Origin of the sequence: Lacticaseibacillus zeae subsp. silagei, from assembly GCF_030770335.1 — a bacterium.
GTDB lineage: Bacteria > Bacillota > Bacilli > Lactobacillales > Lactobacillaceae > Lacticaseibacillus > Lacticaseibacillus zeae.
On record NZ_CP132484.1, the window covers coordinates 1,877,647 to 1,901,795 of the forward strand.

The window sequence follows — 24,149 nt, forward strand, 5'->3', positions numbered from 1 at the left end:
GTGAACACGCTTTACTAACATTAAGTTTAGCATATCATGCGGCTACTGTGCGGCTTGTTTAGCAGCCAGCCGTTGCACAATCGGCAGTAGCGTATCAATGAAGGCTTGAATATCTTCCTGAGTGGTCTGTGCCCCAAATGAAATACGGATTGATTCGCCCAACCGCGGGCTATCCGCACCAAACATTGCGGTCAGGACGTGCGAAGGCTCCAGCGACCCCGCCGTGCAGGCAGACCCGCCTGAAACAGCCACACCAGCCAAATCGAGGTTGGTTTGTAAGGCATAGGTGGAAATGCCCTTCAGCCATAAGTTGAAAACATGATTGACATTGTCAGGTCTGATATCGCCATTAATTGCGTAAGGAATATCGGCATCATCTAAAGCGTTCATGATTTGTTTCTTGAAGCCAAGATATTTGGTCTGGCGCTTTGCCTTTTCTTCAGAAGTGATCAGCTCAACGGCCTTTGCAAAACCGGCGATACCGGCAATATTTTCGGTGCCTGCACGGCGTTTGAGTTCTTGCTCGCCGCCTTTTAGCAATGATGGAAATTGCACTTTGGGATCGCGATATAAGAAGCCGATCCCCTTTGGTCCGTTGATTTTGTGCGCGGACACACTCAACATATCAATGTGCTGGGCTTTGACATCAATATCCAGTAATCCATATGCCTGGGTGGCATCTGTGTGGAACCAAGCTTGATGATCAACCAGCCGTTCGCCGATTTCAGTGATCGGCATGCGGCTACCGACTTCGTTGTTGCCCATTATGATCGTAACCAGAATCGTATCATCATCCAAGGCCGCGTCAAAATCTGCTAGCCGAATGCGCCCATTTTCGTCAACTGGCAAATAGGTAACCCGGAATCCTTCTTTTTCAAGTGCCTTCAATGGCTGCAAGACCGAGGGATGTTCAATCGCAGTTGTAATGATGTGCTTTCCCAAAGCAGCGCGGGCATGCGCTGTCTGGGTGATTGCCGTATTGTTGCTTTCGGTGGCGCCACTGGTGATCACCATCTCGCTGGGTTGCGCATGAATCGAATCAGCCAGAATTTTTCGACTTTTGTCCATCACCGTATGTGCTTCCCGCCCAAACCAGTGCGTCGAGCTAGCGTTACCAAAATCATGTTGCATTTGATCCGTCATCGTCTGAATGACTTCAGGTGCCATTGGCGTTGTGGCGGCATTATCAAGATAAATATGTTGCATAAAAAATCAGCTCCTAGTCATGCTGAGATGCCTGTAAATGGGCAAAGAACTGCAACAACATCGCGGCACTTTGCTCACCTGCTTTAATCACAAACTTGTCAAAATCAACCCCGGATTGCTCATCGGCCACGTCACTCATGGCGCGAATCACAACAAATGGCGTGTGGAACTCTTTGGCAACTTGGCCGACTGCCGCACCTTCCATTTCACTGGCAAGTGCCTGCGGATAGGTTTTCAAAATACGGGCAATGGCTTCTTTCCCGTTAATAAATTGGTCCCCCGATACAATCAAGCCTACTTTAGGCGTCAAACCAGTTGCCGCAGCCGCTGTTTGAATTTGCGTCACATATGACATGCCTGCTTCAAAGATCTGTGGCTGTTGCGGAAGTTGCCCCGGCAAGTAGCCAAAGGCCGTAGCATCCACATCGTGATAAGCCACGCCACTGGAAATAACCACATCGCCGATCGCCAAGTCGTGGCCAATGCCACCGGCACTACCGGTATTAATGACAACGTCAGGTTTATAAGTCGCCAACAGCAATGCCGCTGTCATCGCGGCTTGCACCTTGCCAATGCCGGATTGTACCAAAATCACATCGACATCGCCGATTTTACCTTCAAAATAATGTTGACTGGCAATAACCGTCTCTTTTTGCTGGGTTTGCCGCGCCAACAACGTGCGAATTTCCTCTTCCATCGCACAAATCACACCGACTTTAATCAAAAAATCCCCTCGTTCTCTCTATCAAATATGACGCTATTTTCACACCTCGTAGGTTCGATACATCCCTTAGCCAAAATAAAGAACCAAAAAGACAATCACAATCAATCCAAAGACAATGCCAATCGCCCAATTCAGCCGCTTCTTGAGACTATTCACTTTACGAAACGTGATTTCATCAAAACGTGCCGCCTTAACCTCTGGCTTGTCCCGCGTCTGCCGGGCGTATTCTTTTTCCACTTCAACCCGTTTGGCTTCGCGATCACGAGCTTCCTGCTTCTTTTTCTTCTGGGCTTCACGGTAGGCTTTACGCGTGTTAACTTCTGCCATGCTGTTCCTCCTGCTGCTGCCAATAAAACAAGGCTAACAACGTCTTACTGTCACAAATTCGGCCATCATCGACTGCTTGTTGGGCTTCATCAAAGGTTAGCCAATGACTGTTCACAAATTCATCGGCATCTTGCGGCAGGCGCTGATCAGCGGGGGTCAATTCGCGAGCCAAAAAAAGTGCCATGGTCGCATCCGAAAAGCCAAGTGATTGAAAATAACTGGCAAGCGGCTGCCAATTCAACGCTTCTAAACCGGTTTCTTCATTTAATTCGCGTTGGGCAGCAGCCAGTGGCATCTCGCCTTGGTGGATCTTACCTGCTGGAATTTCCAGCGTTGCCTGGCCAACAGTTGACCGGAATTGACTGACAAACAAGGCTTGGTGTCTTCTCAACGCCAAAATGCCCGCAGCCGGCTGTGCACGCACGATTTCCCGCTTAGCTGTCTGATCATCGGCCAGTTTAACCGTCAGTTCATCTACTGCTACCAATTCACCCGTAAATACCCGTTGTTGTGCAATTGGTTTTTCCTCCATCGCAGCCACCTCCTCGTCCTACTCATGGATAAGTGCCAAGCCATCTATCAATGAACCGTCAACCGACTCAAAACGTTGCCAAACACTACTTTTATGAAAGATCATGTCATCAGCTTACACCAGCAAACGATGCAATGCTTGATCTTAACAAAAAATTTGCGAATATCCAACTTCCGGCTGATAGTCAACCTATAGGACTGTGCTAAACTAAACTCAAACGAAAGAGGAAGTGATCTCGTGGCCACAAGCAAACGTATTCGCATTTGGCGAATCATACTCTGGGCCGCCATGGGTGCGGTATTAGGTGCCTTATCCGGGCGTTGGGCAATCGCTGTTTTTGTCGGCGTTGTGTTTGCCTTCGCCCGCTTTATCGGTGAACTAAGCCGGCCGAAGCCAAAATCCACCAGTCTGCCAAGTTTGGATCCAAAAATGGCTGAACACTATGCGGCTTCCGGATTAAGTGATGAAGAAATCAAACTTTTTAGAAAGACCATGGCTGAACTTGCCGATCAAATTCGGACCATTGAAGCATTGACCAAGCAAGTGCCAAAGCTTCGTGCGCTCACACTTAATACCGATTTGATCGATTTGCTGCATGCTTATTTCGAGGCGCTGGTGCAAGCTCCGCAGCGGCTGACAGACGCCGGCACTTTTGTCTATCAACAGGTCCCGAATCTGTTGGATTTAATGCAGAAATACGCCCAAATCACACACCATGAAGTCAAAACGGCTGATACCTACGAAACGTTAGATAAAGCTTTTGAAACGATGACCGGGATGGCGGGCAAGATCCGTACCGATTATCAAGCCTTCATTAAAGATGACTTGGATGACCTGGATAGCGATGTCCGCCTTGCCAAGAAACACCTTGATCCTAATAAGATGCATGAAACGGAGTGACCAACGTGAGCGACGATAAACAAACAAATTTGACCGATGACCTATTAGCGGATCCCTTCAGCACCTCATCCGGCGCAAGCGATGCGGCCCCAAAAATCCCCGAGGCAGCAACAGCTAAGCCAAAACTGAGCCCGGAACAAGAAGCCAAAGCGCAGGACTTGGCCAGCAAAATTGATGTCACCAAAGGCGAAACGGTCTTAAACTACGGTGCCGACGCCCAAAAACAGCTTGGCGTTTTCTCCCAAAACATGCTGACAAAGGTGCAAAGCCAAGATACCGGTGCCGTTGGTGACGCTTTAACCAGCCTGATGACGCGTCTAAATGAAGCCAATCCTGACGAACTCAAAGCAGAAAATAACAATATTTTCCGCAAAATTTTTGGCCGTGTCAAGCGATCCATCTATGAAATCACCGCAAAGTACCAAAAAATCGGTGCCCAAATCGATACGATTGCCAACCGGCTCGAAACGTCACAACAAGGCTTGTTAAACGATAACAAGCTTTTAGACGAGCTTTATGACCAAAACAAGGCGTATTTTGATGCCTTGAATATTTACATTGAAGCGGCGAACCTGAAGCTGGCCGAATTAAATGATAAAACGATTCCTGAAGCAGCCAAGGCCGCTGAAGCAGCTAATGACCAAATGGCAATTCAGCAAGTCAATGATCTGCGGCAGTTCGCCAGCCGTTTGGAAAAACGCGCATACGATCTGCAGTTGGCGCGGCAAATCACCATTCAGCAGGCCCCGCAAATTCGCCTGATTCAAAACACCAATCAGGCACTAGCAGAAAAAATCCAAGCCAGTGTCAATACTGCCATTCCTTTATGGAAAAACCAGGTGGCCATTGCCCTCACCCTTTTGCGTCAGAAAAATGCGGTCACGGCACAGCGCCAGGTTTCAGAAACGACCAACGATTTGCTTAAGAAGAACAGTGAGATGTTGAAGATCAGCTCAATTGAAACTGCCAAAGAAAATGAACGTGGCGTTGTCGATATCGAAACGCTGACACAGACACAAAACGATCTGATCGATACCTTGAAGCAGACGTTGCAGATTCAGCAAGATGGTCGCGTCAAGCGTCAGAATGCCGAAAAACAACTTGTCCAAATGGAAGGCGAACTTAAGCAGCAACTGCTAAATTATACCCACGGCGATATGGATAATCAAAATCCAAAAGACGTCACGCCGCACGTTTAATGGGTCTAAATTCTTAATTAACCTTGAATAGCGTAAAGTCCGTGATTTCGTCATCACGGACTTTTTGTTTTGGCTCGTTTCCCGCCAATTTTCAGTTGAATGGGCTTCCCTGACTAAGCATCGCCAACGCCACGAATTTGCCACATCCGATACCCTGTCAGCGCCAAGGCTAAGAGGCATAGACCGGTTGCGACCCAAAACGACACGTGCATCCCTGCGATAAAGACATCAGGCCGACCGGTTAGATAAGTTGTTACCTTCCGCCCGGCTGTGTGACTCATTGAGGAGAACAAAACCGTCGTTGCCGTCGAAATACCGACAACCATACCTAAATTACGTGCCAATGCATTCAATCCGCCTGCAATTCCAAGATCTTGCGGTGCCACACTCGACATCACGACCGTATTATTCGGCGCCTGGAACAGGCCATTACCAAACCCAACTAAGCCAATCATCAATGCCACGAAAACAAATGACGTCTGCAAATTGAATAACGCATAGCCGACTTGGCTGCCTACGATGAACAACAACCCCACCATGGTAATTCGGTAAGGACCGATGCGGTCGGCAATTGAACCAGCCACCGGTGCCACAATCACCTGGACAATCGGGAAAATCATCAGCAGATAGCCAGCCTTTTCCGGTGATAACCCGCGCGCATTCTGTAAATAAAATGGCGAAATCACATTAAAGAAGAAGTTCGTCACAAAAATAAAGAAAGCCGATAACAAACTTAACGTAAACGCGCTATTCCGAAATAACTTAAAGCTAACTAGCGGATCGGTCTTATGATTTTCAATCCGAATAAAAGCAGCCAAAGCGATCATTGCGATGACGAACAAGGCAAGAATCACCGGATCCGTAAAACCACGCTCCTGACCCAGAAAAATACCCATGAACAGCGCCAGAATAAACCCTAAGAAGCTGATGAAGCCTGCCCAGTCAATCGGAACTCGCTTGCTGGGTAAATCCTTCGGTAAAACAACGGATCCGAGAATCAACGCAACAATGCCGATTGGAATATTGATCCAAAAAATATAGCCCCACGGCAGTTGCCCCAAAATCAACCCGCCAATCCCAGGTCCGGCAATCGCACCAATGGAAACAAACGACCCGATGAGACCCAAGGCACGCCCACGTTCGTTCATCGGAAAAATTTCTGTCACGATCCCGTTGTTATTCGCCATCGTCATGGATGCGCCAGTTGCCTGCACAATCCGCGCCGCCAGCAACAAGGCCAAACTATTGTTAAAACCGGCAAACAATGAACCGATGAGAAACAGCACCATCCCGATACGAAATACTTTGATCTTGCCAATCGAGTCGCCTAATTTTCCGAAAAATAAAAGCAGTCCGCAGATCATCATCAGATAAATGGACACAACCCATTCAGCCTGATTCATTGGGATTTTCAAATCTCGACTCATCACCGGCAACGCAATGTTGACAATAGAACCATCCAGTGTCGACATGATGGTAAACATCCCGATGGCCGTGATGATCCACCACCGGTTTTTCTGGACTTTTTGGTTATCAATGTAATTTTTCACATTTTCCGCTCCTTCTAAAACGCCTAGCTGCACCATTATACGCCGAATCTTGTTACTTTTTCAAAGGAACCTACACCTTATTTACAAAAGCAAAACGCATTCTTTACATCAAAGTGGCGAAGTCTTTACACTCATTCTTTATCCTTAAGTTATTCAAGTATTGGAGGGAAAAGTAATGAAGCATTCGAAGTTGTTAGTCGGTTTGACCGTGGCCTTAACTGCCACTTTGGTATTAACGGGTTGCGGGTCGAAATCCGCCAGCAGTTCAAGCTCGTCAAGCGCGGCACCAGCGAAGCAAAGTAAAATCCTTGCCGTTGGGTCCACAGCCCTACAGCCGCTGGTTGAGCAGGCTGCTAAGCAATATCAAACCGACAATCCTAAGGCCGAAATCACCGTTCAAGGCGGCGGTTCCGGTGCCGGATTAAGTCAGGTGGCGGCTGGATCGGTCACCATCGGCAATTCAGACATTTTCGCTCAGGAAAAGAAAGACTTGAAGGCCAGCGATCTGGTTGATCATCAGGTCGCGGTGGTTGCCATTGCCCCGGTTGTTAACAAAGATGCCGGCGTTAAAAACATTACAACCCAGCAGCTGGTCGATATCTTCCAAGGCAAAATCACTAACTGGAAAGATGTTGGCGGTAAAGATCAACAAATTGTCTTGATTAACCGTGCACAAGGCTCCGGTACCCGTGCCACCTTTGAACAGTTCGGTATCAAGACGGACAAAGTCAAGACCAGTCAGGAACAGGATTCTAGCGGTACCGTTTATCAGATGGTTTCCTCAACGCCTGGTGCGATTAGCTATCTAGCCTTCTCGGCAATTAAAGATGGCGTCCAAAAGCTCGCACTGGACAAGGTGCAACCAACTGACAAGAACGTTACAACCAACACCTGGAAAATCTGGGCTTACGAGCACATGTACACCAAGGGTAAGCCTAATGCTTCAACCGCAGCGTTCATCAACTACATTCAATCAAAGAATGTTCAAAAGACGCTGGTTCCAAAGCTGGGTTACATCCCCATCACCAAAATGACCGTTGCCCGCACGTACGACGGCAAAATCGAAGAAGTCAACAAGTAACCTGCTCCATATTTCTACCATACAAACAGGCTGTATACAAAGAACTCGGTCATCATTCATGACCCCTAAAATAAAAGGAACGTATTGCAACGATTGCAAGTGCGTTCCTTTTTTTGTTCTCATGAGGGCCATTCACGCGGTCGCAAACGCGTTATAGTGGAAAATGCGCCAGTGGTGATTGGCCTTTTGAACAACAAAAAATCAGCATGCCCAAAGTTTGCGGCTCATGCTGATTTTTTTAATTAAATGATTGTGGCAGCGTCATATCTGCCGGTCCTTAATCGTCTGAATGATCCGCCTCATGATGAACCGTCACATTGGCAGCCTGAGGGCCACGGGGACCTTCCACGATAACAAAGTCAACCAGTTCGCCCGGTGTCAGACTTTTAAAACCGGGTTCATTAATCGCCGAAAAATGAACGAAGATATCCGGCTGACCATCGGCCTCGATAAAACCATAGCCTTTGTCGACATTGAAATTTTTAACTCGTCCTTGCATGCTGTCACCTGCTTATTTGTCAAACCCGTTTGCAACTGCTTCAGGGTAGTTGGCTTCAACAATGGCGGCACAGCGACTGCATAATTCCGGCAATTTAGGGTCGGTGCCGATATCAGTCCGAACCATCCGGCAACGTGGGCATACTTCCCCTTTAGCGTGGGTCACAACCACTGCCATATCCTCAAACTGTTCAGCATTGGCTGGCGCTTTGGCATCGCTTGGCGCAACTTCAAAGTGACTGGTGATCAACAGTTGCATCACATTAGCTTCAACATCATCCAACATGTCACGAACCGGCCCGGATGGATACACCGTGACTGCTGCTTCCATCGATTTACCAATGACCTTGTTATCGCGCGCAACTTCAAGCGCCTTTTGCACTTCGGAACGGAAATCCATGAATGCTGACCAAATGTCGAGTAACTGATCCTCGTCGTCAAAATGCGTGACGTCCGGCATGTCAGACAAGGCAGCGTAAGCAGTATCCTGTTTCAGATACGGCCAAACTTCTTCCGCTGTATGCGGCAAAATCGGCGTCAACAACTTCGTCAAATCTAGCAAAGCAGTATACATCACTGTCTGCATGCTCCGCCGCTTAGGATCGTTTTGGGCCTCAATATAAACCACATCCTTGGCAACGTCGAGATAAAAGGCACTCAGATCGTTGACTAGGAAACTGCTAATGGTTTTTTCAACCGTCGCAAAATCGTAGACATCATAAGCCGCCTTGACCTTAGCAATGACTTGGTTGAGCCGAACCATGAGATAACGATCAACGGAGCCGAGGTCGTCATACGCAATGGCATCCTTTTGCGGATCAAAATCACCGGTATTAGCCACCATAAATCGCAACGTATTGCGAATTTTACGATAAGCCTCAGACGTCTGGGCAAAATTGTCAACCGAAACGCGGACATCAGACGAAGAGTCCACGGTTGCGACCCACAGCCGAATGATCTCGGCGCCAAACTGCTTTTCAATTGTGGCAGGCACAATGGTATTGCCTAGGCTTTTACTCATTTTCCGACCCTTGCCATCAAGCGTAAAGCCTTGAGACAGAATGCCGCGATATGGGGCGACCCCGGTTGCGGCAACGCTGGTAATCAAGCTAGAGTTAAACCAACCGCGATACTGGTCGGATCCTTCCAGATACAGATCAGCTGGGAAGCTTAATTCCGGACGTTGAGCTAAGACTGCCTGGTGCGATGAACCTGAGTCGAACCAGACATCCATGATATCCTTTTCTTTGGTAAATTGGCCATGCGGGCTATGCGGGTTCGTGTACCCTTCCGGCAAAAGATCCTTAGCCTCGCGTTCAAACCAAATATTGGAGCCATATTTGCCAAACAGATCGGCGACATGGTTAATGGTTTCTTCTTCGATAATCGGTTCGCCATCTTCAGCGTAGAAAATCGGGAGCGGAACCCCCCATGCACGTTGACGGGAAATGACCCAGTCACCACGATCACGAATCATGTTATATAGACGGGTCTTACCCCAGCCAGGCTTGAAGTCAACTGTATTAATTGCCTTCAAAATCTGATCACGGAAAGCTTCAATTGAAGCAAACCATTGCGTTGTGGCTCGGAAAATGACCGGCTTTTTGGTCCGCCAATCATGCGGGTAACTATGGGTGAAGAAATCCAGTTTCAACAGTGCGCCTTTTTCGGTCAAGGCTTTGGTGATGAGCTTATTGGCATCATCATAAAAGACCCCTTCAAATCCCGGCGCATTTTCGTTCATGTAACCTTTGGCGTCCACGACTGAAATCACAGGCAAGCCATATTTCATGCCGACTTTGTAGTCATCTTCCCCGTGTCCAGGAGCGGTATGAACCAAGCCGGTCCCAGCGTCAAGCGTGACGTGGTCAGCTTCCATAACCAAGCTCGTACGATCATACAGAGGATGCTTAGCCGTCATTTTGTCCATAGCAGTGCCTTTGAAAGTTTTGAGAATCTTAGGCTGATCCCAACCGATTTCTTCGGCGACGCGGTCAAGCAGTTCAGCCGCCACAACATACTTGTGGTCACCAACTTGGACCTGAACATAATCAAACCGCGGATTAACCGCAATGCCGTAATTGGCCGGAATGGTCCAAGGCGTGGTTGTCCAGATAACCAGCGACGTATCCTGATCCAACAAGCCCTTGCCGTCAACTACCGGAAACGCAACATAAATCGACGGTGATTTATCATCATGATATTCGATTTCGGCTTCGGCCAACGTCGACTCAGATGACCATGACCAATAAACCGGCTTCAAACCATGGTAAATGTAGCCTTTTTTCGCCATTGCCCCGAAGACCCGGATCTCGCTGGCTTCATAGGCATGATGCAGCGTAATGTATGGATGTTCCCAGTCACCCATGACACCTAACCGTTTAAAATCGGTCCGCTGCTTATCAATTTCCTTCATGGCAAATTGCCGACACAACTCCCGATAATCCGTCATGGACATCTCTTTGCGTTTGACCCCTTGTTTGGCCAATTGCTGTTCGATCGGCAGTCCATGCGTATCCCAGCCGGGAACATACGGAGCCCGAAAGCCGTTCATGGACTTATACCGAACGATAATATCCTTACTGATCTTATTCAGGGCATGGCCCATATGGATATTCCCATTGGCAAAAGGTGGCCCATCATGCAACATGAAGGTCGGTTTGCCTTCGTTTAACTTCTGCCGCTGCTCATAAACATGATCTTCGTCCCACTTTTTCTGCCAAACCGGTTCGTTCTTTGGTAATCCGGCGCGCATCGGGAAAGTTGTCTTCCCCATATTCAACGTATCTTTAATTTTCACGTGTCCCGCTCCTTTTGTTGATTGAATGAAAAAAGCCCGCCCTATATTAGGACGAGCAAACGTGGTACCACCTAACTTCAGGGAACAAGTCCCCCTCAGTGATTGCTTAACGGTGATCAACCGGTCCCGCTTATTGAATCGGCGAGACAACTGCGAACTGATATCATCAAGCGGTACTTGCCAGGCTCACACCTAATTCCTGGTTCGCTGCAAAGGGGACCGCTAAACGACGCGTGTTCATACGTTTTTAGACATTTTGATCGGTTGTAGCATCAGAATCGTCACTGTTCGATTCACTTGACTCTGATTCCGATTCGGCAGTCGCTGAATCAGCCGGTGTCGCTTCAGCATTTGCTGAGCTTGAGGTTGCACTTTGATCATCTGGGAAAATAATCTCCGTGTAGGCATCGGCACCGGAAGCTGCTCCCTTAGAGTTTACGAAACCAGCTGGCGAATTGTCAAGTGATTCCTGACTTGGGTCCGTGGTATCCGGGGCTTCAGGTGAACTGGAAAGCAATTCTTTCCACTCCGGACTCTTCACAACTTCAAGCTGCGATTCTAGCATGACCTCTAATCGCTGGCGGAAAACCCGGCTTTGGCGTTTGAGATCCTCGGTCTGAACGGAAATATTTTGCCGTTTCAGCTCCGCATCATGCAACGTCTGCTCCGTTTGCGCCTGCGCCTGGTGCATCTTTTGATCGGCATCGGATTTCGCCCGATTCAGAATCGCCTGGGCATCCTGCTGTGCTTGTTGCTTGATCAGATCAGCTTCCTGATGCGCACTATTTTTGACTTTCTCAGCACTCTCTTGCGCCACAATGATTGACTGGTTCAAGGCTTCCTTCATGTCCGTAAAATACCGAACCTTTTCCTTGGCATCTGCCAGTTCCTTTTTAAGTCCTTCATTGTCCTTAATCAGACTGCTGTAATCTTTAACGATCTGGGCAAGAAAATCATTCACTTCATCCTTGTCATAACCGCGCATTTTACTGCTAAATTCTTTATTATGAATGTCCAGTGGACTTAAAGCCATGAAATTCGTCCTCCTTGTATAGATGAGCGCCAGCTTGGTTCTTGCGCGGTTCGCACTTCCCTTAACGCGCTCCCTGGCGCAGAAGCCTGCGTGTAAGGACCTTGGTTGCAATGGCAAAAACCCGCCATCGCGCCCAAGGCCACTTACACTTCGGCTTCTAACCGCGCCAGCTCGCGCTCAGCCTTATTTATGAATAACCGCCGCTGACACACGCAACTTACCTTTTTTGGTTTCACCAAGAATCGCATCCAGTCGCAAGCGGCCGAAACCGCGAACCGAGATGATATCCGACGTCGCAACTTCAGCGTCCGGCGCCTCGGTTTCACCGAAATTCAACCGGACTTTTCCGCCTTGAATCAAAACCTTGGCGCGTTGTCGCGACATATTGAAACCATGCGCCACAACCGTATCGAGTCGCAACGCACTGATTGAAAAGTCGATCGGTTCCCAGTCGTTCTCGGGAGTGACCGCCTGATCTAACGGATAGTCGGTAAAGTGAACGCCGACACGGCCGATTTTCGTGATATTGCTCATGACCCAGTCTTCCATGTGGGCGGCCACAAAGAATTGCCACGTTTGCCCGTCAGTAATGATATCGCCAAAAACATCGCGATCCAGTCCGGCGTTTAATAATGTTCCTTGAATCGTACTATGATGCATCTCGGCAAACTTTTCCGGATACACAATCTGCAACAAGCGAATGTCAAAATCATCCGGTTGTGCTTCATAATAATCCGGTGCAAAAATCAACCGTTGGCGCTCAGCATGCGGATATCCGCCAAAATGCATGAGTTTCATGTCATCGTGGGCACTGATCAGACTGTCAGCGATTAAACGCTGTCGGGGATCGGTAAAATCAGTCAAAACAGCGCGATACTCGGTCCGAGCCGTTTCGACTAATTCAGCGAAATGGTCGATCAGTGCTGCTTCGTCTTTTCGAAAATGTTGATAGATGGCGTCCATGATTTGTCACCCAATTAATTGAACGAGTATCAGGAATAAACGCGACCAGCCGAACTTAATCAGCGAAAGCACGAAGAACGCCAGGATCGGAGAAAGATCCAACCCGGCAATTGCGGGAATGAACCGCCGGAAAATACTTAAAAACGGATCAACCCACCGTTCCAGGAAGCGATCAATCGCCGTCCCTTGAGCGTTAGGAAACCATGAAATCAGAATGTAAACAAACACCATGATCATGTATAAGTAAATCGCCCAGTCACCGACTCGGTATAATGCATACAGAAAATTGAACACTTGACACCTCGTTTAGTGTTGTGATGAAAGATTCAAACCGTCAGAATCAATGGTGCTGGCTAAGGAGCCGTCAATTTCAAAATTGGCTGGCGTAACCAAGAAAATCGACTCACCGATCCGCTTAATCTCACCATTAATCGCGTAGACCGTGCCCGTCAGAAAATCAACAATCCGTCTGGCATCATCTGCGCCAATCCGATCAAAATTAATAACGACCGCCCGATTATTCAATAGATGCGAGCCAATCTCCTTGGCATCTGAATAAATTCTGGGTTCAAACACCACAATCTTAGCAGCCTTCCCGGTCGGTGCAGCCATCGCGACGACCTTATTACCGCGGTAATGATTCACATCCCGATCCTCCGGCTGCGCTGCCTGCGTCTGTTCGTCTTCTTGGTCCTGATAATCATCTTCATCATCATCCATGGCAAAGAAGTTGTTGAATTTTTCGCCTAACTTACCAAACGCCATGTTCCATGACCTCCTGACTATTGACGCCGACGCTTAAAGAACGGCGGCTGGTCGTCGCTTCCGGCATCGTCTGCATTGGTTTGATTTTCAAAAATATCAAAATCTTTTTTTTTCACATTGTTCATGTCATCGGAACTTGGTGTTTGTCGTTTACTTGGCTCGCGCCGCAAATCCCAATTGCCAAATGGATCGTCACTCTGCGCTGACTGATCGTCATGCTGATCGCTGCCTGCAAATGCCGGGCGATAAGCATCATTCCCTTTGTCGCGATCAGCACCCCGGGTTTGTGCAGCCGGCCGCCGTGAGCTTTCACGACGCTGGTCTTCTTCTTCAATACCAGTGGCAATGACGGTCACAACGACTTCATCACCAAGCTCTTCATTGATGGAAGTTCCGAAAATGATGTTAACGTCGTCTTTGGCAGCATCGGCAACAATTTGCGAAGCATCCTGTGCCTCAAACAAACTGAGGTCCGGTCCGCCTGTAATATTCAGCAACACCTGTTTGGCCCCGCTGATATTGACTTCCAATAATGGACTGGAAATCGCCTTTTTTGTCGCTTCGACCGTCCGGTTTTCGCCGGTGGCACTGCCGATTCCCATCAAGGCGGAACCTTGGTTGGCCATCACGGTTTTAACATCGGCAAAATCGAGGTTAACGTATCCAGGACTGGTGATCAGATCGGAAATGCCCTGAACCCCTTGACGTAAGACGTTATCCGCTGCATGGAATGCTTCAAGCATCGGGGTCTTTTTGTCCACGATCTCAAGCAACCGGTTATTGGCGATAATGACCAGCGTATCGACATGTTCCTTCAGCTGAGCAATGCCTTCAGTGGCGTTTTTGGCCCGCTTAGGCCCTTCAAAGGTGAATGGTCGGGTAACCACCCCAACCGTCAAAGCACCTTGGTCTTTGGCAATTTTAGCTACGATCGGCGCTGCACCGGTACCGGAGCCCCCACCCATGCCGGCCGTGACAAAGATCATATCGGCACCTTGTAATGCGGCACCAATCGCCTCTTCACTTTCTTCCGCAGCCTTCTGTCCGATTTCCGGATTGGAACCGGCGCCCAAGCCGCGCGTCAATTTCGGTCCAAGCTGGATCTTGGTTTCTGCGTTGCTGGCATTCAGCGCCTGTAAATCGGTATTGGCAGCGATAAATTCAACACCTTTAACGTCTTCGGCAATCATGCGATTAATGGCATTGCCACCCGCACCGCCAACACCGATAACTTTGATGTTGGCGCCTTTTTCACTCTGTGCGTCCATTTGAAAATCCATTCGTGTTCCTCCTAGAATCGAGATTTATTCAAAGAAATTACCAAAGAACCGGCGCAAGGCAGATGGCTCCTTAGACTTGGTTTTGTCTGTCTGCTTGTCGGGCTTGCGCTTGACGAGACGTTGGCCTTCCGAAGCAGCGGTTTGTTCTGGCTGTTTTTGCGGTGCCGGTGATGGTGACGATGATGGTATCTGCGCGCCGTCAACCATAAACGGTGTCGGCAGAACGCTGGAAACCAGCATTTCAATATCGGTCATTTGAGCAGCATATTTAATCAGTGCTAGGCCTTCCGTAAATGAAGGATGGCGAAGGCCCATGTCATCCGGAATGAAGCGTTTGACTGGGCGATCAAAAATATCCTGTGCTAATTCGGTCACCCCTGGCAGTGCCGTCGTGCCACCGGTGATGACAACACCACCCGGTAGCTCAAGCGCGTTGACGGCATCGAGTGCCTTTTTCAGACGCTTGAATATTTGTGCGACCCGCGCTTCGATGATTTCCGATAAGTATTTTTCCGAAATCATCGCCGGTTCGTGTTTACCGACAACGGTTACGGGGAAGGTTTCTTCTTCGCTGGTAGCTAGCGAATCAGCATTGCCGTATTCACGTTTTAACTTCTCTGCATCCGTAAAGCTCGTGTTTAGTACGACGGAAATATCTTTGGTGATATATTCGCCGCCTTCTTGATCGACCGATGTAAACTTGAGCTTGCGGTCATGAATAACGGCCGCTGTGCTTTGGCCGCCACCCATATCAATCAAGACCGTACCGAAGTCTTGTTCGCCATCAGTCAACGCCAACCGGCCAATCGCCAGTGGCGAAATAACCAGTCCGCCAACCCGTAACCCAGCTTTTTCAATGGCTTTTTTCGTGTTATGAATCACGGTTTTGGGAACCGTTAGCATGATGCCGCGCATTTCCAGCCGAACGCCTAACATCCCACGAGGATCCTTGATATCGTCAAACCCGTCAACGATAAATTCGGTCGGAACCAGTGATAATGTTTCACGCTCAGGCGGTAGGTTGCGAACCAAGGCAGCCGCAGCAACACTGCGGACATCGTTGTCGGAGATCTCTTTGTTCTCCTCACCAACGGCAATCATCCCCGAAACCTGTTCAATTTGCAGCATATTGGCAGGGATGCCAGCCACAACCCGATCGATCTTGATATTTGCCTTGTCTTCAGCTTGGGCAACGGCCGCCTGAATCACCGCGACTGCCTTATCGATGTCAACGATCACCCCACGACTAACGCCTTCAGACCGCTGACTTCCCACACCAATAACATTCATTTGTCCCTGTACTGCTTCGGCAACAATGACTTTTATTGAGGTGGTTCCGATATCAAGTCCAACGTAAATACCTTGATTATCCATGTATCGGGAACCTCCTTGTGTAACTTTTTAATCAACTTAATTTTCATATTAAAACGGTGCCATCATCAGTGTAACACACTCATTTTCTGATGAGAAAACAAACCTTACAAAATCAGTCATTTGACGACTTTTCACCACTTGAATATGGTCGCCAGAAAGCCCCGACTTCTAAATCAACGACGCCTTTTTTCTTGACCTGTGAAACAATTGCCGGATAGTACTTGATTTTTTTGGCAATGGTACGCGAATCGGCTATGATCCGATAGCCATCGCTCATATTCAAGGCAATCTGGTTGGGGTTGGCGTCGCCGCGGCTTGCGTCGATTTCCGAGATATCGTGACGAATCGCGTCCGGGAACTGATTCAGCAGCTCAATCATTTTGGGTAATTCCTTGGCGGTAAACCCGGAAAACACGGGATAAGTGTCGACAGGCGTCTGTGTGCCGGCCTTGAGCACTTTGCCGGTAACCAGAACCTTATGGTAAGCATGATTCCGATATACATAACCAATGGTCTGATATTCCCTGGTGCGAATGATAATTCGGTTGAACCCTTTTATGGTCAGACTGGCTTCTTTAATTTCCGGTAAAGATTTTTGCACCCGTTGCGCAATGTCATTTTTATGCACCAGCACACTGAGCATTAAATCATTATCCGACAGTTTAGTTGCATTGATGACCTGCTGATCAGGAACCGTTGTGACCCCTTGGACGCTTACCAATCCGACTTTAGATAGCGGACTGGCAAAATAGCCAAAAACCCCCAGCAAAAATAGCAGGGGGAGCAGGATCAACGCAAGGTTCTTGATCAGTTTACGCCGCCGCAAATTTTGAATCTTCGGCAGCTCAACATCCAGCTTCGGCTTTCGGCGCCGATCATGTCGCGGCTTCTGTTGCTGACGCGCTTGATACTGCTGCCAGGGTGTCAGCGGATCAGATTGCTGTTCTTTTTTTCGGAGCCAAGCCAAAGTCATCACCTACGTTTCGAAAGGAGTGTTGTCATCACAGCGATCAGCTGATCACTGGCATCCGGTACACCTAGTTTCTTTGATGCCTGCGCCATGGCGGCACGTTTGGCATCATCTTCCATGAGGGTCACGACCCGCTGGGGAAAATCTTGACCTAATTCAGGTTCGGTAATCGTCAGCGCCGCACCTTGTTTGGTTAAACTCTGTGCATTTAAATATTGATGGTGGTGGGTTACGTTAGGACTCGGAATCAGGATGGCCGGAATGCCCAATGCCGTGATCTCAGCAAGCGTCGTCGCCCCGGCCCGGCTAATCAACAAACCGATATCCGGTAAGATTGACGGCATATCATCAATATATGGCACCACCTTGATCGAAGACGGCAACGGTGGCAGAGATTTTTTGATCGTACCATAGTGGCTGCGTCCAGTTGCAAATAGCACTTGGAAATCCGCTTTGCCCCAAATCGGCAATGCTGCTAAAACCGCCTCATTGATCTTGGGTGCTCCGCGTGAACCGCCGAAAACCAATAAAGTACGCTTGTGAGGATCAAGTCCGAAATCCTTTAGACGGTCATTCGGTTTTAACCCGGCAACCTGCTGCGCTCGGGGATTGCCGGTTACCACCACTTTTTTTGCCGGAAACGCTGAAGCCACTTCAGGAAAAACAATGGCGACGCGATCGACAAAATGGCTGAGAAACTTGTTTGTCACACCGGCAACCGAGTTCGATTCATGAATCACGGTTGGAATATGCATTTGCGCGGCAGCGAATAAAATCGCGCCGGAGACATAACCACCGGTACCGACTACAATATCTGGCTTGAAATCGCGCAGCAACTTTTTTGCCTGACCTAAACTGCCGATAAACTTTTTGACTGTTGTCAGATTGCTCAAGGAAAGACTGCGCTTGAAGCCTTGCAGGTCGAGCGTTGCAAATTTCAGGCCGGTTGCGGGTACAATCCGACTTTCCAAGCCATGCTCGGTGCCGACATAAAGGACATCATCGAGTTTACCTTCCGCCTTCAACGCCTCGATTAACGCCAAGGCCGGATAAATATGGCCGCCAGTACCGCCACCGGAAATAACCAGCCGCATTTAATTGCCCTCGCTTTCGACGGTTTGTTGCAACTGATGAACCGCCTTGATGAAATCATCGCCACGGACTTCAAAATTTGGATACTGATCCCAACTGGCCGCTGCCGGCGATAGCAAAATGACATCGCCCGGCCGACTGGCTTCATAAGCTAACGGCACCGCAGTCATGACATTGTCGGTTTTTTGAACCGGTACCCCGGCATCCTTGGCAATTTTGGCCATCAGTGGCGCCGTCTGCCCAAAAACCACCATGCTTTTGACATGTTCCTTGACCAACGGGGTTAAGGCATCCATTGGCAGTCCGCGATCTAAGCCACCTGCCAACCAAACGATCGGCTGATGAAACGCGTTAAGCGCAACGGTCGCAGCTTCAACATTGGTTGCCTTGGAGTCGTTATAAATCCGGCGTCCTTCCAGCGTTTCCAAATACTGAATTCGGTGTTTGACCCCGGAAAAGGTTCGCAGCACTTCGCGAATCGCGTCATCTTCGACCCCTTTTAGTTTAGCGGCGGCAATCGCTGCCAGCGCGTTTTCGATGTTGTGCAGACCCGGGATCTGCATCTCGCTGGCTTGCATGATTTTATCGCCATCAAACGTCAGCCAGCCATCAATCAGCGAAGCACGGGCACCAGCCGCCTGCTTACGGGAAAACGGCACAATCTGGGCGTTACTTTGCTTGGCGAGCTTATGCATTTCTGGAAGATCCCAATTCATAATGAAATAGTCATCCGGCGTTTGGTTCATCGTGATCCGCATTTTGGCTGCAACATAATTGGCGCGACTGCCATGCCAATCCAAATGCGCTTCATAAATGTTGGTCAGAACCGCGATGTGGGGATGCAGGGTTTTGATGCCACACAGCTGAAAACTCGACAACTCCGCCACAATCGTATCGTCTTTGCCTGCCTTTTGGGCGACCTGACTGACGGGAATACCGATATTGCCGGCATCAAACGCATGGTGGGGCCGCTGCTGGTTCAACATCAGGCCGATTAATGTGGTTGTGGTGGTCTTGCCGTTCGTGCCTGTGATTCCGATCCATTCGGCTTCGGATACCTGATAAGCCAACTCCGGCTCGGTAATAATCGGCAAGCCAAGCTCCTGCGCCCGCTTTACCATGGGATTACTGTATGGAATGCCGGGATTTTTGACCATCAATTCAAAATGTTCATCCAGCAATTCGACCGGATGCCGGCCGGTAATCACGCGCATCCCGTCTGCTAACAATTCCTGCGCATCCTTATTGTTATCGAATTTCTGCTTGTCATTAACCGTCACTAAGGCACCTAATTTATGTAGTAAGCGAGCAGCGTTGACACCGCTCTTTGCCAGACCTAACACAAGCACCTTTTTATTACGATAATCCGAAATGTTTTTCACAATTGATCCTTCTTTTTATAGCATGACTTTAAAGAAAAAATACCAGATAAATGCCGCTAGCGATCAACCCGACCAGCCAGAACGTCAAATCAATCCGCCACTCGGACCAACCCTTCATCTCAAAATGATGATGGATCGGCGACATTAGGAAGATTCGTTTGCCGGTTAACTTGAACGAGGCCACCTGCAAGATGACACTGGCAGTTTCAATGACATAAATGATCCCAATCAGTAATAGCGACCACTCGCGATGAAGCAGAATGGCCACGACTGCCAGCATGCCGCCCAGCGCCAAGGAACCTAGGTCGCCCATGAAAATCTGCGCCGGTTTATGATTGAACATCAAAAAGCCAAGCATGGCGCCGACCGTGACAAGGCAGATAATCAACACATCCGTCCGGCCTTCGCGGGCAGCGATGATGGCATAGGTAGCAAACGAAATCGTTGTCTGCCCGGCAACCAAACCATCCAGGCCATCAGTTAAATTAACCGCATTGCTAAAACCGACCAGCCAGAAAATAACAAAAAGAACATAGAACCACGTGGCACTGACATTGCCAATCACCGGTATCCATAAAGTGTGATCGAATCCTTCATGAAAATAAGCGATCAGAAAAATGACGGCACCGAGAATCTGCCCTGCCAGCTTTTGCCAAGCCTTCAATCCTTCATTGCGATGATGAACCAATTTTTCGAAGTCATCATAGAAACCTAGCAAGCCGTATAGAACCAAAATAAACAAGGAAATCCAGACACTCAGCGTCAGTTGATGTTGCCAAATGCTAACCCAAATAGCCGAAATAATCATCGCGGCAATGAAAACCAGCCCGCCCATTGTCGGTGTTCCTGATTTCTTTTCGTGCCAACTCGGCCCTTCTTCGCGAATCACCTGGCCTTCTTTTTTGTAACGCATGTACCCGATAAACAACGGCATAAACATAATTGTAATGGCAAATGCCGAAACCATCGGAATGAGCATCTGAGCAAGTTGCATGACTATCCCCAATTCTATTGTTGTTTGAACTCGATTGTTCCGCTGGCATCACCTAAAAGAGTCCCTTTGGCAATACTTTGCCGAACAACAAAGCCGTCACCGACAAGTTTGAATTTCTTACCGGTCAATTGTACAAATTTTAACACATCGGATTTCGACCAACCAGTAAGATCAGGCATGGTCATGGCACCATTGGTCAAAAGCAGCACACGCGAATCGCGCAGTGCCTTGGTTCCACTTGCCGGCAGTTGCTGAACAACTTTATTGCCGGTACCTATCGTAGCAACATCAAAGCCGGCTTTTTTCACGGTATCCTGGGCCGTTGTTAACGCAGCGTTGGTGACCGCAGGAACGTCTGCCGTATTGGTATCTTTTGACACGGTGCCATTGGCAGTGGTATCAAGTGCCCGCTGCATCATCGGTTTAAAAATGCTGGCCAAAATCGTTTCAGCCGGTTCCGTCATTTTCTGTGGTTGTTTCATAGTTATATAAAGCACATATTTTGGATCCGAAGCAGGAGCAATACCGGCCACACTAAAGATGTAGTTAGAATCACCAGTGAGGTAACCGCCTTGCGGACTGGCAATTTGTCCGGTACCCGTTTTAACCGCTAAATCAACGCCTGGCATTTTATACGCAACCCCGGTGCCATCTTCATCGTTAACCACGTGTCGCATAGCGTCAATGACTTGAGCGGCGGTTTCTTTGGAAATGGGCTGGCCGACAACTTCAGGTTTATAGACTGTTTCCTTGCCATTCTTGTGCACGACTTTAGACACAATTTGTGGTTTCAGCATTTTACCGTCATTTGAAACGGCACTAATCGCCTGCATCATTTGCATGACATTCACTTCAATGCCTTGTCCAAACGAGGTGATCGCCTGGTCCAGCGGCTGGGCAAAACTGATCCGCCCATTGGTTTCGCCTGGCAAAGTGATGCCGGTTTTTTGGCCAAATTTAAATTTATCTAAATAACTCTTCCAGACGCCGGCACCCATTTCCTGTTCGATTTTCACCATGCCGACATTACTCGACAATGGAAAAGCTTTGCTCAGCGGAATCGAACCCCAGCCGCCAGTGCGCCAGTCATTGACTGTTCCGCCGTCAAGCTTCACGGAACCGGATTGGTAATATTCATTTGGGTGATACTTGCCGCTCTGAATAGCCGATGCCAAGGTGACAATTTTCATAACGGACCCCGGTTCGTAATTGTCCTCAACCAAGGAATCCCGCCACATGTCGCCTAACCCTTCACCGGTTGAAGCATCGAATGTCGGTCGCTGGCTGGCTGCCAAAATTTTGCCGGTTTTGGCATTCATCAAAACCGCCGTCAACGCCTTGGGTTCATATTTCGTCTGCACATCGGTCATCAGGGTTTCTAAGTATGACTGGAGGCCACTGTCAAGCGTGGTATAAACCGTCCCGCCATTAACCGGCGTTTTTAATTTAGTTTTGGCATTAGGCAACTTGTACCCGTACGCATCGGTTTCACTGCGACGATAACCATTATCGCCCGCAAGAACGGTATTGAACTGCTTTTCCAGTCCCATGACCCCGGTTAATCCGCCGCCTTTGTCCTGAGCCTGGGCAATGCCAATCACGTGGCTGGCAAACACGCCGTTGGGATAAAGCCGCGACGGTGTTTCCCGAAAATGAATACCTGGCAGCTTTTCCGCGTCAATTTGCTTTTTAATCGCCAAACTCAATTTGGTTCCCGGCGTGCCGAATTCGACTTGAAAGACGTGCTTTTTAGTCGGATTCAGCCGCGCCAAAATCTTATCTTCACTGATCGCCAAATAACGGCTCAACACTTTGGCCGTTTTTGCCTTGTCTGTAACGTAATCAGGTTTATCGCCATTCTTATTTTGTTTGTCAAGAATGGCATAAATCGTGTACGTATTTGAGTCCTCGGCAATGACATTTCCGGTGCGATCCAAAATGGCACCGCGCTGCGCCTGCAGCACCGTGTCGGTACGATATTGTTTTTGCCGCTGCTTGGCAAGGTTGTTAGAGTCCACTTCGCCCACCGTGGCAACAAAAGAAAAACGAAGAACGAAGCCACCGAGAATCAGGAGCGTAAACCCGATCAGTCCGATACCAAATAATTTACGATTCCGGGCTGGATGTGCATTCGTTGATCGTTTTGATTTGAAAAGTTTCATTGATTATCAACACGCTTTATATTGCCGTTAATGACTTTGAACCCATGCGCTTTTGCAAAAGCATCGAGTCGTTCCGAATTAGAGAGCTCGCCAATTTCCTGCTTGAGATTCGCCGTTGCCTGCGACTGCTTCATAATGCGCGCTTGTAGATCTTCATATTGGCGCTGGGTATTACTCAGGCGGTTTTGCATGAACAGACAGACCACACAAACAACCGTCGCCAAAATACCACAAGCGAACATCAATGTTTTTTCAAACCCGCTAAAAGCGATATGTGTATGTGGTGCGGGTTCGTTAGCTGGTTTATGTACCGGTTTAGGCGCCGGTTGTTGCACCAAAGGTCTTGCTGTACTCTCAAGCATTTATTGTACCCCCTAGTTGCGAATTTTTTCGATAACTCTGAGCTTAGCGCTATGTGCACGGTGGTTTTCGGCCAACTCATCAGCGCTTGGTAAAATCGGCTTACGCGTGACCAAGCGATAGTGCGGTTGGGCAGATGCCGGAACAACCGGCAAACCGCGGGGAACGTCTTGAACTGACGAAACTTCCTTAAACATGGTCTTAACCAACCGATCTTCTAACGATTGAAAAGTGATCACGCTGATGCGTCCATTAACATTGAGTAACTTCAATGCCTGCTCCAACGATGATTCCAGTGCTGACAATTCGTCATTGACCGCAATGCGAATCGCCTGAAACACCTTTTTGGCGGGGTGCCCACCGGTTCGCCGAGCCTTGGCAGGAATCCCCGCCTTAATCAAATCCACAAGCTGAAAGGTCGTGGTAATCGGACTTTCAGCTCGGGCTTGCTCAATCCGCCGCGCAATCTGTTTGGAAAAGTGCTCCTCCCCATAACGCGAAAAGATACGAACCAACTCCGCGTAGGGCCATTCATTCACAATAGTCTTGGCATCGAGTGTTTGACGTTGATCCATGCGCATGTCCAGCGGTGCATCGAAGCGGTAGGAAAAGCCGCGCTTGGAATCGTCAAATTGCGGTGATGAAACGCCCAGATCATACAAAATACCGTCGACATCGGAAATGTCCAAATCAGCCAGTGCTGCCGTTAGTTCCCGAAAGTTACGGTGAACCAGCGTCAGTTGCGGCGGTAAATCGCCAAAGCTAGCGGTCACTGCAGCAATAGCGGCTTCGTCCTGATCAAACGCGATCAAGCGCCCTGTTGTCAGTTGCTTTAAAATCTGCCGGGTATGGCCACCGCGACCCAGCGTGGCATCAACATAGGTACCATCAGGTTTCACGGCTAAAGCTGCCGTTGCTTCTTTTAATAGAACCGTTTCATGTTTGAATTCTGTCATC

The 24,149-nt window shown here is 48.7% G+C and carries 23 protein-coding genes; 3 read left to right on the forward strand and 20 right to left on the reverse strand.

The features are described 5' to 3' along the window. Window positions 1-42 precede the first annotated feature (42 nt). The 4 genes from LACZS1_RS08855 to LACZS1_RS08870 form a co-directional block, all read right to left on the reverse strand. A complete protein-coding gene (locus LACZS1_RS08855) occupies window positions 43-1,206 on the reverse strand; it encodes a cysteine desulfurase family protein (protein ID WP_070651797.1) in 1,164 nt (387 codons plus the stop codon). Between the two features lie 13 nt (window positions 1,207-1,219). Further along, the gene (locus tag LACZS1_RS08860; protein ID WP_083311615.1) at window positions 1,220-1,930 is read right to left on the reverse strand and encodes a 5'-methylthioadenosine/adenosylhomocysteine nucleosidase; all 711 of its coding nucleotides are present in this window, start codon (window positions 1,928-1,930) and stop codon (window positions 1,220-1,222) included. 66 nt (window positions 1,931-1,996) lie between these two features. Next, window positions 1,997-2,257 (reverse strand): hypothetical protein, encoded by a 261-nt coding sequence (locus tag LACZS1_RS08865; protein ID WP_010488633.1) that lies wholly within the window; start codon window positions 2,255-2,257, stop codon window positions 1,997-1,999. Further along, complete coding sequence (locus LACZS1_RS08870; RefSeq protein ID WP_070651795.1) at window positions 2,244-2,789, reverse strand: NUDIX domain-containing protein; 546 nt, start codon at window positions 2,787-2,789, stop codon at window positions 2,244-2,246. The genes LACZS1_RS08865 and LACZS1_RS08870 overlap by 14 nt, the downstream gene beginning before the upstream one ends. Window positions 2,790-3,026: 237 nt before the next feature. Between LACZS1_RS08870 and LACZS1_RS08875 the strand changes: the two genes are divergently transcribed. Together LACZS1_RS08875 and LACZS1_RS08880 are read left to right on the forward strand one after the other, a co-directional pair. Further along, window positions 3,027-3,689 (forward strand): 5-bromo-4-chloroindolyl phosphate hydrolysis family protein, encoded by a 663-nt coding sequence (locus tag LACZS1_RS08875; protein ID WP_010488636.1) that lies wholly within the window; start codon window positions 3,027-3,029, stop codon window positions 3,687-3,689. After that, window positions 3,686-4,888, forward strand: coding sequence for a toxic anion resistance protein (locus LACZS1_RS08880; RefSeq protein ID WP_070651794.1), 1,203 nt, complete (start codon window positions 3,686-3,688; stop codon window positions 4,886-4,888). Before LACZS1_RS08875 ends, LACZS1_RS08880 begins: the two co-directional genes overlap by 4 nt. A gap of 113 nt (window positions 4,889-5,001) precedes the next feature. Here LACZS1_RS08880 and LACZS1_RS08885 read toward each other — a convergent pair whose 3' ends face one another. After that, a complete protein-coding gene (locus LACZS1_RS08885) occupies window positions 5,002-6,438 on the reverse strand; it encodes an MFS transporter (protein ID WP_070651792.1) in 1,437 nt (478 codons plus the stop codon). Window positions 6,439-6,613: 175 nt separating this feature from the next. Between LACZS1_RS08885 and LACZS1_RS08890 the strand changes: the two genes are divergently transcribed. Then, window positions 6,614-7,519 carry a phosphate ABC transporter substrate-binding protein PstS family protein gene (locus LACZS1_RS08890; protein ID WP_010488642.1) on the forward strand — a complete coding sequence of 302 codons (906 nt, stop codon included), beginning with the start codon at window positions 6,614-6,616 and terminating at the stop codon, window positions 7,517-7,519. A gap of 277 nt (window positions 7,520-7,796) precedes the next feature. On the opposite strand, the gene LACZS1_RS08895 is transcribed toward LACZS1_RS08890, so the two are convergent. The 15 genes from LACZS1_RS08895 to rsmH form a co-directional block, all read right to left on the reverse strand. After that, a complete protein-coding gene (locus LACZS1_RS08895; protein ID WP_010488644.1) occupies window positions 7,797-8,018 on the reverse strand; it encodes a cold shock domain-containing protein in 222 nt (73 codons plus the stop codon). A gap of 12 nt (window positions 8,019-8,030) precedes the next feature. Next, the gene (gene ileS / locus LACZS1_RS08900) at window positions 8,031-10,817 is read right to left on the reverse strand and encodes an isoleucine--tRNA ligase (protein WP_070651790.1); all 2,787 of its coding nucleotides are present in this window, start codon (window positions 10,815-10,817) and stop codon (window positions 8,031-8,033) included. 247 nt (window positions 10,818-11,064) lie between these two features. Further along, the gene (locus LACZS1_RS08905; protein ID WP_070651788.1) at window positions 11,065-11,850 is read right to left on the reverse strand and encodes a DivIVA domain-containing protein; all 786 of its coding nucleotides are present in this window, start codon (window positions 11,848-11,850) and stop codon (window positions 11,065-11,067) included. Between the two features lie 183 nt (window positions 11,851-12,033). Beyond that, a complete protein-coding gene (locus LACZS1_RS08910; RefSeq protein ID WP_047106041.1) occupies window positions 12,034-12,813 on the reverse strand; it encodes a YlmH family RNA-binding protein in 780 nt (259 codons plus the stop codon). 6 nt (window positions 12,814-12,819) lie between these two features. Next, entirely contained in the window at window positions 12,820-13,107 is a 288-nt protein-coding gene (locus LACZS1_RS08915) for a YggT family protein (protein ID WP_010488652.1), read from the reverse strand. A 12-nt stretch (window positions 13,108-13,119) separates the two neighbouring features. Then, window positions 13,120-13,578, reverse strand: coding sequence for a cell division protein SepF (locus tag LACZS1_RS08920; RefSeq protein ID WP_025013179.1), 459 nt, complete (start codon window positions 13,576-13,578; stop codon window positions 13,120-13,122). A 17-nt stretch (window positions 13,579-13,595) separates the two neighbouring features. Beyond that, on the reverse strand, window positions 13,596-14,858 hold the full coding sequence (gene ftsZ / locus LACZS1_RS08925) for a cell division protein FtsZ (RefSeq protein WP_010488656.1): 1,263 nt from the start codon (window positions 14,856-14,858) through the stop codon (window positions 13,596-13,598). A gap of 24 nt (window positions 14,859-14,882) precedes the next feature. Continuing rightward, window positions 14,883-16,232: a cell division protein FtsA gene (ftsA, locus tag LACZS1_RS08930; protein WP_070651786.1), complete on the reverse strand. Its 1,350-nt coding sequence runs from the start codon at window positions 16,230-16,232 to the stop codon at window positions 14,883-14,885. A gap of 112 nt (window positions 16,233-16,344) precedes the next feature. Continuing rightward, window positions 16,345-17,199, reverse strand: a complete 855-nt coding sequence (locus LACZS1_RS08935; protein WP_093997844.1) for a cell division protein FtsQ/DivIB — start codon at window positions 17,197-17,199, stop codon at window positions 16,345-16,347. Window positions 17,200-17,204: 5 nt separating this feature from the next. Beyond that, on the reverse strand, window positions 17,205-18,296 hold the full coding sequence (gene murG / locus LACZS1_RS08940; protein ID WP_010488661.1) for an undecaprenyldiphospho-muramoylpentapeptide beta-N-acetylglucosaminyltransferase: 1,092 nt from the start codon (window positions 18,294-18,296) through the stop codon (window positions 17,205-17,207). Continuing rightward, complete coding sequence (gene murD, locus LACZS1_RS08945; protein WP_010488663.1) at window positions 18,297-19,676, reverse strand: UDP-N-acetylmuramoyl-L-alanine--D-glutamate ligase; 1,380 nt, start codon at window positions 19,674-19,676, stop codon at window positions 18,297-18,299. A gap of 28 nt (window positions 19,677-19,704) precedes the next feature. Further along, window positions 19,705-20,670 (reverse strand): phospho-N-acetylmuramoyl-pentapeptide-transferase, encoded by a 966-nt coding sequence (gene mraY, locus LACZS1_RS08950; protein ID WP_070651785.1) that lies wholly within the window; start codon window positions 20,668-20,670, stop codon window positions 19,705-19,707. 14 nt (window positions 20,671-20,684) lie between these two features. Beyond that, the gene (locus LACZS1_RS08955; RefSeq protein ID WP_070651783.1) at window positions 20,685-22,832 is read right to left on the reverse strand and encodes a penicillin-binding protein; all 2,148 of its coding nucleotides are present in this window, start codon (window positions 22,830-22,832) and stop codon (window positions 20,685-20,687) included. Further along, a complete protein-coding gene (gene ftsL, locus LACZS1_RS08960) occupies window positions 22,829-23,194 on the reverse strand; it encodes a cell division protein FtsL (RefSeq protein WP_010488669.1) in 366 nt (121 codons plus the stop codon). The genes LACZS1_RS08955 and ftsL overlap by 4 nt, the downstream gene beginning before the upstream one ends. A 12-nt stretch (window positions 23,195-23,206) precedes the next feature. Beyond that, window positions 23,207-24,148 (reverse strand): 16S rRNA (cytosine(1402)-N(4))-methyltransferase RsmH, encoded by a 942-nt coding sequence (gene rsmH / locus LACZS1_RS08965; protein WP_070651781.1) that lies wholly within the window; start codon window positions 24,146-24,148, stop codon window positions 23,207-23,209. Window position 24,149 lies beyond the last annotated feature (1 nt).